9 protein-coding genes are annotated in these 13,100 nt (G+C 33.4%); 8 read left to right on the top strand and 1 reads right to left on the bottom strand.

Annotated elements, in window-relative coordinates; all coding sequences use genetic code 11:
• Positions 1 to 50 precede the first annotated feature (50 nt).
• Positions 51 to 764 carry a hypothetical protein gene (locus ACEN2I_RS10185; RefSeq protein WP_441765998.1) on the top strand — a complete coding sequence of 238 codons (714 nt, stop codon included), beginning with the start codon at positions 51 to 53 and terminating at the stop codon, positions 762 to 764.
• An 86-nt stretch (positions 765 to 850) separates the two neighbouring features.
• Here the strand turns inward: ACEN2I_RS10185 and ACEN2I_RS10180 are convergent, their stop codons facing one another.
• Positions 851 to 2,587 (bottom strand): thiamine pyrophosphate-dependent enzyme, encoded by a 1,737-nt coding sequence (locus ACEN2I_RS10180; protein ID WP_441765997.1) that lies wholly within the window; start codon positions 2,585 to 2,587, stop codon positions 851 to 853.
• Between the two features lie 346 nt (positions 2,588 to 2,933).
• Here ACEN2I_RS10180 and guaA point away from each other — a divergent pair, with 346 nt between their 5' ends.
• The 7 genes from guaA to yidC all read left to right on the top strand — a co-directional run bounded on the left by guaA (position 2,934) and on the right by yidC (position 13,086).
• A complete protein-coding gene (guaA, locus tag ACEN2I_RS10175) occupies positions 2,934 to 4,463 on the top strand; it encodes a glutamine-hydrolyzing GMP synthase (protein ID WP_441765996.1) in 1,530 nt (509 codons plus the stop codon).
• A gap of 61 nt (positions 4,464 to 4,524) precedes the next feature.
• Complete coding sequence (locus tag ACEN2I_RS10170; RefSeq protein WP_441765995.1) at positions 4,525 to 6,429, top strand: LysM peptidoglycan-binding domain-containing protein; 1,905 nt, start codon at positions 4,525 to 4,527, stop codon at positions 6,427 to 6,429.
• A 91-nt stretch (positions 6,430 to 6,520) separates the two neighbouring features.
• Positions 6,521 to 8,551: a LysM peptidoglycan-binding domain-containing protein gene (locus ACEN2I_RS10165; RefSeq protein ID WP_441765994.1), complete on the top strand. Its 2,031-nt coding sequence runs from the start codon at positions 6,521 to 6,523 to the stop codon at positions 8,549 to 8,551.
• Positions 8,551 to 8,952, top strand: coding sequence for an OsmC family protein (locus ACEN2I_RS10160; protein ID WP_441765993.1), 402 nt, complete (start codon positions 8,551 to 8,553; stop codon positions 8,950 to 8,952). Before ACEN2I_RS10165 ends, ACEN2I_RS10160 begins: the two co-directional genes overlap by 1 nt.
• A gap of 84 nt (positions 8,953 to 9,036) precedes the next feature.
• Entirely contained in the window at positions 9,037 to 9,267 is a 231-nt protein-coding gene (locus ACEN2I_RS10155) for a DUF3820 family protein (protein ID WP_441765992.1), read from the top strand.
• A 216-nt stretch (positions 9,268 to 9,483) separates the two neighbouring features.
• Positions 9,484 to 11,097 (top strand): CTP synthase, encoded by a 1,614-nt coding sequence (locus tag ACEN2I_RS10150; RefSeq protein ID WP_441765991.1) that lies wholly within the window; start codon positions 9,484 to 9,486, stop codon positions 11,095 to 11,097.
• An 81-nt stretch (positions 11,098 to 11,178) separates the two neighbouring features.
• Positions 11,179 to 13,086, top strand: a complete 1,908-nt coding sequence (yidC, locus tag ACEN2I_RS10145) for a membrane protein insertase YidC (RefSeq protein ID WP_441765990.1) — start codon at positions 11,179 to 11,181, stop codon at positions 13,084 to 13,086.
• Positions 13,087 to 13,100: the final 14 nt, after the last annotated feature.

The raw sequence follows: 13,100 nt of genomic DNA, 5'->3' as shown, positions 1-13,100 counted from the left end.
ACACTATTAATTTTATAAAATTTTTAAAAGCCGATTCGATAATGTTTTCAATGAAACACATTTTATTTTACATATTATTTTTATCCGTCTTTACTGCTTCTGCTCAGGCAGAATTTAACTCGGGTTTTAAATCTATTCCAGCTCCGAAGTTTGATGCTAAACCTAAAAAAATAACAGCCCCTGAAGTAAAAAATCCACAAACGGAAAATGCTGACATACCAAGTATCAAAACGCCCAATGTTTTTGAAAATACAAGTATAACTCCAAAATCTAAATTTCAGATTGGAGAAGAGAAAAGCAAATTTACGATGTCTACAGAGAATGATTTTGCCAATCCGGGAGATCGTTATATTCCTAAAATGGAAAAAGATCTGGACAAAGCTTTAAGGGAAGCTGGACTAAAAGAGGGTAGAGGAGAATTAGTAAAGAAGAACATATCTTTGGGTGATTTTAGAACTAAATCAGCTTATTTTATTGTCAAATTCAGAGATTTTGGAGCGATCGATGGGGATCTGGTCAAGGTTTCTTCAAATGATATTGTCATACAAAATCAAATATTTTTAGAGAGCAATTTTAAGCAAGTCAAAATTGTACTTTCAGATGGTTTCAATAAATTGGATTTTGAGGCATTAAATATAGGCTCTCTAGGAGGGAATACTGCTGAAATTCAGGTTTTTGATGACAAAGGAACTTTAATAACCAATGATTACTGGAACAATCTCGCAGCAGGTTTTAAAGCTTCGATTATTGTTACAAAAGAATAAAGCAAGGATCAAAGCAAAAAGTTTTTATACTTTTAAAACACTGATCCTTTGTTTGTTGCTGTAAATTTTTTAATAAAAAAACTATTCTACAATCCTTCTTTTAAGTGTTTGTAATTAGACTTAACAGTATCTAAAACTTCTTCCATTTTACCACCAAGCATTAATCTGGTCATTGATTTTGCCATCCCAATAACTTGTTCCCATTCCACTTTTGGAGGCATTGCCAGTGCATTTGGATTAGTAAAAATATTAAGTAAAACAGGTCCGTTATGGCGAAATGCATTTTCAATTGCTCCCTCAACTTCTTCCGGCTTATGAACATTTACGCCCTGAAAACCCATTGCCTGAGCAATTAGACTAAAATCCGGATTGACCATATTGGTTTCATTATCGGGTAATCCACTAACTTCCATTTCAAGTTTCACCATACCCAAAGCGCGATTGTTAAAAACAATAATTTTAACAGGAATGTTATATTGGTGAATTGTTGCTAAGTCTCCCAATAACATCGACAAGCCTCCATCGCCACACATGGCAATAACTTGCTTTTCGGGATGTGCGAGAGATGCTCCAATAGCCATCGGCATAGCATTTGCCATCGATCCGTGATTGAATGAACCTAGCATTTTTCGCTCTCCGGTACCTTTAATAAAACGTGCCCCCCAAACACAGCTCATTCCGGTATCTACTGTAAAAATAGCATCTTTATTTGCTAATTTATCTATGATATGTGCAACATATTCCGGCTGAATAGTGTCTTCTCCGCCATTATCATCAATATACGTGTTCATGTTTTCTTTTACACTTGCATATAATTTAAGTTGCGCTTGTAAAAAACTATCATCTGTTTTAGTTTTTAGCAATGGTAATAAAGATTCGATAGTATCGGCAACATTACCACATAAGCCCATGAAGAGATTTGCTCTTCTACCTAAACGCTCAGTACTTGTATCAATTTGAATGATTTTGTTATCTGAAGGCATGAATTTATCATAAGGAAAATCAGTTCCTAATAACAACACCAAATCTGACTCGTGCATGCTATGATAAGCAGAAGGCTGACCGAGCAGACCTGTCATTCCTATTTCGTTTGGATTGTTAGGCTGGATACTCATTTTTCCACGGAAAGAATATCCAACCGGGGCTTTGATATGATGCGATAATTGCACTACCTGATCGTGTGCCTTATCAGCTCCAATTCCGCAGAATAAAGTGATTTTATTGCTCTCATTTATAGCTTTTGCTACTTGTTGTAATTCGGAATCAGAAGGTCGAATAACGGGATTACAATGAAAATACTGAGTCGAAATATTGCTTTCAACCGCTTTTAATTGAGAAACATCACCGGGTAGTCCAATAACAGCAACACCTTTTTTTCCCAATGCATGTTGAATTGCTGTTTGTATAATTCGAGGAGCTTGTTCAGCAGTCATAATCATTTGATTGTAATAACTGCAATCGTCAAAAAGTTTAACAGTATTGGTTTCCTGAAAATAATCCATTCCCATTTCACCTGTATTTATTGTTGAGGCAATGGCTAATAGAGGAACGTGTGATTTGTGAGCATCATACAAACCATTAATTAAATGAACATGCCCCGGACCGCAACTTCCGGCACAAACAGCAAAACCGTCTAGTTCTGCTTCGGCTGCTGCTGCATAAGCGCCTGCTTCTTCATGGCGAACATGAATCCATTTTATTTTTCCATTTCTTCTTATCGCATCATTAAAATGATTTAAACTATCACCAGTTACCGCATATACTCGTTTTACTCCGGCCTCTACCAACATTTCAACTAATTGTTCTGCAACTATTTTACTCATCGATTGTGTTTTTAATTAATAATTTTTGTGGTATACTATTGGTTTTTGTTATGTTGGTTTTAGTGAGAAGTAAATACTAAATTCATAGAGGAAAGTAAGGAAGGTTTAATTCTCTTCTATAAATTTAATAAAAAAGAACTAGGTTTTTTCTGTTTTTTTGAATATTTGGCTTTTAATTACCGTTTATGAATTTTTTTGGAAAAAATGGCGAAGTTTTGGAGTTTTTATATTTTTTAAACTTTTAGAGTTTTAACCTTGGGACCTAAAAATTGGAACAATGAAAAAAAATATTGGTTTTTTCATCATTCCGATTTTTCATTTTCGAATATAAAAAGTATTTTTGCGCATGCAACACAACGTACTTATTTTAGATTTTGGATCGCAATATACTCAGCTTATTGCGCGTAGAGTTCGCGAATTAAATATATTCTGCGAAATCTTCCCTTACAATCACTTTCCTAGTGATTTATCAAGTTATAAAGCCGTAATTTTAGGAGGCAGCCCTTTTTCTGTTAGGGGAGAAGATGCTCCACATCCTGATTTATCTCAGATTAGAGGCAAACTTCCAATGTTGGCAGTTTGTTACGGAGCACAATATTTGGCACACTTTAGCGGTGGAGAAGTAGCAGCTTCGAATACCAGGGAATATGGTAGAGCCAATTTATCATATATTAAGGAAAATGAAGTTTTCTTTAACGGAGTTTCAGAAAACAGTCAGGTTTGGATGAGTCATAGCGACAGTATCAAGGCTTTGCCAACAAATGCAGTAAAATTAGCAAGCACGCATGACGTAGAATTTGCTGCTTACAAAATTGAAGGCGAAACTACTTATGCTATTCAGTATCATCCTGAAGTTTTCCATTCTACAGATGGTTCAAAAATGCTAGAGAACTTTTTGGTAAACATTGCCGAAGTACCTCAAAATTTTACGCCTAACGCTTTCGTGGAAGAGATTGTGGCTGAAATGCAAGAGAAAATTGGTAATGATAAAGTAGTTTTAGGACTTTCTGGTGGAGTAGATTCCACTGTAGCAGCTGTTTTATTACACAAAGCGATTGGTAAAAATCTATATTGTATTTTCGTAAACAACGGATTGCTTCGTAAAAATGAATTTCAAAGTGTTTTAGATCAATACCAAGGAATGGGATTGAACGTGAAAGGAGTTGATGCTTCCCAGCGTTTTTATGATGCTTTGGCTGGAGTTACAGATCCAGAATTAAAAAGAAAAGCGATTGGAAATGCTTTTATCGAAGTTTTTGATAACGAATCACACAAAATTGAAGACGTTACCTGGCTAGCCCAAGGAACAATATATCCTGATGTAATCGAATCAGTTTCTGTAAAAGGACCTTCGGCAACAATCAAATCACACCACAATGTTGGAGGCTTGCCTGATTATATGAAATTGAAAATTGTTGAGCCTTTGCGTATGCTTTTCAAGGATGAAGTACGAAGAGTTGGAGCAACTTTAGGAATTGATCCAGAATTGTTAGGAAGACACCCTTTCCCAGGACCTGGATTGTCTATTCGTATTTTAGGAGATATTACTCTGGAGAAAGTACAAATTTTACAAGATGTTGACAAAGTTTTTATAGACGGATTAAAATCTTGGGGTTTATATGATAAAGTTTGGCAGGCCGGAGCAATTTTGCTTCCTGTGAATTCTGTTGGTGTCATGGGCGATGAACGTACTTACGAAAAAGTAGTGGCGCTTAGAGCTGTTGAGTCTACAGACGGAATGACTGCTGACTGGGTTCATTTGCCTTACGACTTCCTGATGAAAGTGTCTAACGATATTATCAACAAGGTAAAAGGCGTGAATCGTGTGGTTTACGATATAAGTTCAAAACCACCTGCAACAATTGAGTGGGAATAATACGGTTTTTTAAAATTAAGGTCTTACATTTGTAAGGCCTTAATTTTTTTACCTACTATTTATGAGAGAACTTTTAACAATTTCTCTTGTGTTTATTTTGTCTTTTAACAAAATAACTGCGCAAGATTTAATTATTGAGCATAAAATTCAAAAAGGAGAAACTGCTTATTTTATTGCCCAAAAATATAAGGTTTCTATAAATGAAATTTACAAACTCAACCCCGAATCGCAAAGCGGAATAAAAGATAGCCAAATTCTTAAAATTCCGGTTCATGTTGCAGAAAAACCAAATCAAAATCAAAAAAAACATATTGTTGGAGCAAAAGAAACTCTTTTTGGTTTATCGAAACAATACGGTATTTCTGTTGAAGCGCTTCAAAATGCAAATCCTATTCTTGACAACGGACTTCAGATTGGTCAGGAATTAGTTATTCCGCAAAACACTTCAAATACTGTAAAAACTGAAATTACAGCTTCTTCGAAAGCCACACATTTAGTTGTAGCAAAGGAATCGTTATTTAGTATTGCCAGACAATATAATGTTTCGGTGCAGGATTTAGAAACTCTAAATAAAGATCTACTTCAAAACGGATTACAGATTGGTCAGACAATAGTAATTCCAAACAAAAGAAAAACCCTTGACGGAAGAGTTCGTGTTATTAATCAGGAAACTGTTTTTCATGTGGTTGAACCAAAGGAAACCAAATTTTCGATTAGTAAAAAATACGGTATTTCGATTGATCAGCTTGAATCTCAAAACCCAGAAATTGTAAACGGATTGGTTATGGGCAATAAACTGGCTATTAATACAAAAGAAATTAAACCTGCAAACGAGAGTGAAGAATTGATGCTGGCCCTTGCCGAAAAACAAGTTGTAGTTGAAAAAACTAAAGCCAAAACAGTTGAAATTGATGATTTAAAAGACAGATTGATTGTTCAGAGAGATATGAATCAAAAAATCATAAAAATTAATGATTTAAAACTCAATTTGAGTAACATGAATGGTTCCAAGGAAAATTCGGTTGAAAAACTGCGTCTGGTTTTAGAAGCAAATAAAAATGTTCAGGATATTTTAATGGCAAAATTAGATTCATTGGTCAATACGATGAATAATGATTTGGTTGAATTAAAAGGAATGGATATTTTAAATGTTGATGAATCAAAACGATTAGAAAGACAATCGTATGAAAGTATCGGAAAAACGAATGAATTATCTTCTCAGCTAAAAAAAGAACTGGCTGAAAATAGAAAAGCATACGCCGGTTTAATGAATAAAGTAGAAAAAATTGCTGTCCAAGAAAATCAGGAATACAAGAAGAAAATCCGAGAAAGCGAAAAGAATAACAATGTTATCTCATTACAACAGCGCCTTTCATTAGAAGAAATAAAACATTATAAAATAGAGCAGGAGCAAGGAGATGCACAAAATCAGTTTTTGATTGCAAAAATTGATTCGCTCGACACCCAGAAAAAAATCGAGGTAAAAAGGCATATCAGCAAAGCTTTTTATTATAGCATGGAAGCCAGGAAATTTGATGATAAACTGGCTTTGATAAAACTGAAAAAATATCAGGATGAGGTAATTAAAAAATCAGCTCCTGCAGAAACTTCAAAAGCGGTTTCATCTGAAGAAATCATGAACGAGCTTAAAGGCAATCCGCTTAAAAAGGATAAAACAATAAATGTTGAAGTTTTTGATAATCTAAAAGAAGTCTCTAATGGCTATTACTTAGTTTTGGGTATATTTACAGAAGCAGTACCAAGAGACAACTTAATTATGAAACTCATTGATTCAGGTAATTTTAATGCCAGTTTCTTCTTTAATATTAACAGTCTTTCGTATTATGTGTATTCGGATAAATACAATAATATGGAAGAAGTTCTATATCAATGCAAGAAAAAGGAAGAAGATGAGTTATATAAAAGCATTGTTATTGCCAAGACAGAAATTGATCTGAGAGAATAATTAGTAATGAATTAACTTTTGGACAGATTTTTGTTTTAAACATAAATTAGTATCTTGTTCACATTAATGAATAATTGTTTTAAAATCTATTATGAAATATTTTTTCGCCATATTTACTTTCGTTTTTTTTATCACATGTAATGCTTTTTCTCAGGAAAAAGTAGTTAAATACAAAGTGTCAAACGGAGAGACAGTCAATCAGATTGCACAGAAATTTAAGGTTACACCTTATGATATTTACCAGTTAAATCCGGATGCCAGAAATGGAGTAAAGCCTAATACAGTTTTATTAATCCCGAGTAATACTGATAATGCTGCTAAAAAAGAAGTTGCAACTACCAAAAAGGCCACTTCTCAAAAAGGAGTAATGCATGAAGTTCAGCCAAAAGAAACACTTTACGGGATTGAAAAAAAATATGGAGTTTCTGATGAGGCACTAAAAACTGCAAATCCTTTTTTAGTAACAGATGGTTTGCAAATTGGTCAGACATTAGTTATTCCGTCAAAAGATGCAGTTTCAAAAACGAATACATCTAAAACAACCGTACAGGAAAAATATGTGTTTCATGATGTTTTACCAAAAGAGACTAAATATTCAATAGCCAAACAATACAAAACTACTATAGAAGATTTAGAAAAACGTAATCCTGATATTGTGGCAAATCTTCCGGTTGGATATCGTCTGACTATTAAAGGAACGCCTCCTAAACCTCAGGTTATGACCAATATTTCTAAACCGGCTGATAGTTCAAAAAAAGTGACAACTTACATGGAATATCAGGTTAAGCCAAAAGAGACTTTTTATAGTTTAGGTAGAACATTTCATATCTCTCAGGAAGAGTTGATAGAGTTGAATCCAGCACTTTCTGAAGGAGTGAAAGAAGGTATGGTTTTAAAAGTTCCTTCTGGTTATTTAGTACCAGTTCCAATCATTGTTCAATCACAGCCAATTGAAAAAACGGTTGAAAATCCATCTGGGATAAAAATACTTGAAAAAGTAAAATCTGAAACTGTTTCGGCTAATCCTGAAGTGGTGGAATTATCTAAAAAGAGAGGCGAAAACGAACGTAAAAAGTTAGTTCTATTGTTACCTTTTAATTTAGCAAAAATGCAAAATGACACTGTAAGTTCTGTTAATAGAATAAAAAATGATAAATTTTTGAACATGACCCTGGATTTTTATTCAGGTGCAATGATGGCAATTGATTCTGCAAAAGTTTTAAAATTACCAATTGATATTTCAATTTATGACTCGGAAGAAACTAAAAACACCTCAAATGTTTCAGGTTTAATCATGCAAAATAAATTGCAGAATGCTGATGCAGTTATAGGTCCGTTCTATCAAAGTAATGCAGAGGCAACGGCTAATTCTTTAAGATTGTATAATGTACCGGTAATTTCGCCATTATCAAAAGATACAGCAAATCCAATTGATAATTTGTATCAGTCAATCCCCTCTAATGATGTAGTTAAAAATACAGTTTTTGATTATATGCGTTCTAAAAACGGAAATATCGTAGCTGTAGTGGATAAGAAAAAAGAATCCGTAATTAATTATATTAAACAAAATCAAAAAGGAGTTGTTTTTGCTTCTTTAACAGAGAATGGAAGTTTGGATGTTGCTAGTTTGAAGAGCTTATTATTACCTGAAAGAATGAATTATGTAGTAATGGAAACAGCCAATACCGCTATGGTAAAGTATACTATAAAAGCTTTGGTTGAGGCCCAGAAGACCTGTCAGGTGCAATTGGTAATTTTAGAACCCAATAGTACTTTGGATACTGATGAAATTTATTTTGAAAATTTAGTAAAATTAAAGCTGATGTATCCGTCTGTTTCCCGCGAGAGCGACGAACCCCGAGTATTGATTTTTGAAAAAGATTACACCTTAAAGAATAAAGTGAGTCCCAATACTTATGCAACTCGCGGTTTTGATGTAACTTTTGATACGATGATGCGTTTAGTTCAGGGGAAAACATATCAGGAAACTGCAGATTTAATGACAACAGAACAAGTCGATAATAAATTTCAGTATTATAAAAAAGAAGATGGCGGCCACGCTAATAAAGGTGTTTATCTTTTATATTATGATTCAGATTTAACTTTAAAAGTAGCAAATTAATGACATCCAAAGTAACCTATTTAGGCGATTTAAGAACAAAATCAATACATGTGCAATCAGGAAGCGAAATTATTTCGGATGCACCATTAGACAATAACGGAAAAGGAGAAGCGTTTTCTCCAACAGATACAGTTGCTAATGCTTTGGCAAGCTGTATGTTTACGATTATGGGAATTAAAGCTCGTGATTTAAATGTAGATTTAATTGATTCAACAGCCGAAGTAACAAAAATTATGAATGCTGAACCACGAAGAATTGGTGCTGTTGAAATTGTTTTTGAAATGAAAAGTAATGCTGATGAAAAAAACAAAACAATTTTGGAACGTTCGGCAATGACTTGTCCGGTTTTTTTGAGTTTAAACACGGATATAGAAAAGCGCATTACGTTTAACTGGAAATAAAACAAAAGAACGATTGAATTTTTAGAAGCGAGGAAGGGAATAAAAACTGTATTCTTTTTTCTTGCTTCTTTTTTCTTTTAAAAAATGGGACAAGATAAAAAACTGCTTATAAAATTAGCTCATACCAAAATGCCTTTCGGAAAATACGAAGGGCGTTTTTTAATTGATTTACCCGAGTATTATGTGGTATGGTATCACAATAAGGGTTTTCCAAAAGGCGAATTAGGGCAACAGCTCCAGCTTATTTATGAGTTAAAGCTTAATGGATTAGAAGAATTAATCAGAAATATTAAAAAGCAATATCCTAAATCTTAAAATAATTAGATAATGAGAAAATTAGATAATGTTTAGAGAGATAACTTTAAATATTTGGTTTAAAATGAATTTGATTCATTGTTTTCTAATTATCACTTGTCTATTTCTTAAATTTTTAAATTGGCACATTTTCTAATTTTCTAATTAGTAAATTGTCTAATTAAATTTGTACTTTTGCCAAGTTTTTTACACAACTACAATACAAACTACAATAGAATGAATCAAACAAAATATATTTTTGTTACAGGCGGTGTAACTTCTTCATTAGGAAAAGGGATTATCGCAGCGTCTTTAGCGAAATTGTTGCAAGGAAGAGGATATCGTACCACTATTCAAAAATTCGATCCGTATATCAATGTGGATCCGGGTACCTTAAATCCGTACGAGCATGGTGAATGTTATGTAACAGATGATGGCGCTGAAACAGATTTAGATTTAGGTCACTACGAACGTTTTTTGAACGTCCCTACCTCTCAGGCAAATAATGTTACTACAGGAAGAATTTATCTTTCTGTTATTGAAAAAGAAAGAAGAGGAGAATTCCTTGGAAAAACGGTTCAGGTTGTTCCTCATATTACAAACGAAATCAAAGACAGAATGCAATTACTGGGGAAATCCGGTGATTATGATATTGTTATTACTGAAATTGGCGGTACTGTTGGTGATATTGAGTCATTACCTTATATTGAGTCTGTTCGTCAGCTGGTTTGGGAGTTGGGAGAAAACAACGGAATTGTTATTCATTTAACATTAGTTCCTTATTTGGCTGCAGCGGGTGAGTTGAAAACAAAACCTACACAACACTCTGTAAAAACGTTGATGGAAAGCGGTATTAAAGCTGATATTTTAGTTTGTAGAACTGAGCATGAATTGTCACCGGATCTGCGTAACAAATTAGCTTTGTTTTGTAACGTGAAAAGAGAAGCAGTAATTCAATCTATTGATGCTTCAACTATATATGAAGTTCCAAATTTAATGCTTGAAGAAGGATTAGATATTGTGGCTTTAAAGAAATTAGATTTACCTAAAAAAGCCGCTCCGGATTTAAAAACATGGAATACTTTTTTACGTAGATTAAAAAATCCAAAACACACCGTAAATATTGGTTTGATTGGTAAATATGTTGAAATGCAGGATTGCTATAAATCTATTTTAGAGGCGTTCATTCATTCTGGAGCTGCAAATGAAACTAAAGTAAATGTGATCTCAATTCACTCGGAACACATTACAGCAGAGAATGTTGAAGAGAAATTAGGGCCTCTTGACGGAGTTTTGGTTGCCCCTGGTTTTGGTGAAAGAGGTATTGAAGGAAAAATCGAAGCTGTTCGTTTTGCACGTGAAAATAATATTCCATTTTTTGGAATTTGTTTAGGAATGCAAATGTCGGTTATTGAATATTCCAGAAATATTTTAGGTTATGCTGAAGCGAATTCTACTGAGATGAATGATAAAACAAAGCATCCGGTTGTGAATTTGATGGAAGAGCAAAAAACAATTACTGACAAAGGCGGAACAATGCGTCTTGGAGCCTGGAAATGTGATATTAAACCAAATACTTTAGCCCACAAAATATACGGTCAAAAAACAATTTCAGAACGTCACCGACACCGTTATGAGTATAATAACAAGTATAAAGACGAATTACAAAAAGCAGGTTTAATTGCTTCCGGAATTAATCCGGATACTGGTTTGGTAGAAATTGTAGAATTGGAAAACCATCCGTTTTTTATTGGTGTACAATATCATCCTGAATACAAAAGCACAGTTGCAAATCCACATCCAATTTTTGTAAACTTTGTGGCTGCTGCTATAAATTCACATAAAAAATAATATTAATATTCTAAGGGAATGTAATCTTTGAGTCTAGCTCATCACTAATAACCTTTAACGAATAACTTTTTTAAAATAATAATGGAAGAAAAAAAATTTGATCTTAATTCAATCATTGGCTTTGTATTGATATTCGGAATCCTGATTTGGATAATGTACCAAAATCAGCCTTCTGAGAAAGAGATTACTGCTGAAAAAGCCAAGAAAGAATTAGTCGCCAAACAAGAAGCTCAGGCGGAAGCTGACAAAACAAAAACAACTGTTTTACCAGTTGCTGCAGTCACTCCGGGTGATACTGTTCAATTAGCACAATTACAAAAAAAATTAGGTGGTTTTGCTTACTCTGCAACACTTCCTTCCGCTAAAGAGTCTTTTACTACTATTGAAAACGAAAAGATAAAACTTAAAATAGCTAATAAAGGAGGTTATATAGTTGAAGCTACACTTAAAGAGTTTGAAAAATTTGAGAAAGGTTCAGGACAATTAGTAGAATTGATTAAAGATAATAATTCGAATTTAAATATTCAATTATTAACAACTGATAACAGAACTTTAAATTCTAAAGATCTATTTTTTGAGCCAGCGATTACTAAAATTGGTGCTGATCAAATTTTGACAATGCGTTTAAAATCGGGTACTAGTGAATTTTTAGAATACAAATATACATTGAGGCCAAATGATTATTTAGTTGGTTTTGATATCCGTTCTCAAGGATTAAATAAAGTTTTAAATTCTGCTAAACCATTAGATTTAGTTTGGGATTTAAAATCGTATAGAAACGAGAAAAGTATTTCTATCGAAAAGCGTTTTGCTCAGCTTGAATATGAATATGGAGATGAAAAATACAGCTCGGTAAGTGACGGTGTAGGAAAAGAAGATACTCCGGAAAAAGTGAGTTATATCGCTTTCAAGCAGCACTTTTTTACTGCTATTTTGTCGACTGACAAACCATTTGAAAAATCTAAATTACAATCTGATGCTTTAGTAAAGGATGAAAAAATTGATACTACTTATATCAAGCAATTTAGAGCAACAGTTCCTTTGGCTTTTTCTAATGGAGAAATCGATTATAAAATGAGCTGGTATTTTGGTCCAGCTGATTATAAAGTTTTAAAAGCTTACGATAAAAACTTCGAAAAAATAATTCCGTTAGGTTGGGGTATTTTCGGATGGATTAACAAATGGATTTTTATTCCATTATTTGGATTCTTAAGTTCTTATATTGCCTACGGAATTGCGATTATCATCTTTACTATTATCATCAAATTGGCGATGTCGCCAATTACATATAAATCATTCTTATCACAGGCTAAAATGAAAGTTTTACGTCCGGAGATTACTGAATTGGGAGAAAAATTCAAAAAAGACCCAATGAAGAAACAGCAGGAAACGATGAAATTATACAATAAGGCAGGAGTAAACCCAATGGCAGGATGTATTCCGGCATTGATTCAATTGCCGTTTATGTACGCATCATTCCAGTTCTTCCCTTCTGCTTTTGAGTTAAGACAAAAAGGGTTTCTATGGGCAGACGATTTATCATCTTTTGATTCAGTTGTAAAATTACCTTTTCATATTCCATTGTATGGAGATCATATCAGCTTGTTTCCAATTTTGGCAGCAATTGCGATTTTCTTCTACATGAAAATGACTTCAGGAGATCAGCAGATGGCTGCTCCTCAGCAGGAAGGTATGCCGGATATGGCAAAAATGATGAAAATCATGATTTATGTTTCGCCATTAATGATGTTAATTTTCTTCAATAGTTACGGTGCTGGTTTGAGTTTGTATAACTTTATATCCAACTTAATTACTATCGGAATTATGTTTGTAATTAAAAACTACATTGTAGATACAGATAGAATTCATGCTCAAATTCAGGAGAATAAGTTGAAAGAGCCAAAAAAACAAGGTAAGTTTCAACAACGTCTTCAAGAAGTTATGGAACAGCAGGAAGCTGCTAAAAAAGCTCAGAATAAAAAGAAATAATATAGTTCTCAAAT

Origin of the sequence: Flavobacterium sp. W22_SRS_FK3, from assembly GCF_052113665.1 — a bacterium.
GTDB lineage: Bacteria > Bacteroidota > Bacteroidia > Flavobacteriales > Flavobacteriaceae > Flavobacterium.
This window is presented reverse-complemented; position numbering and strand designations above follow the sequence as displayed.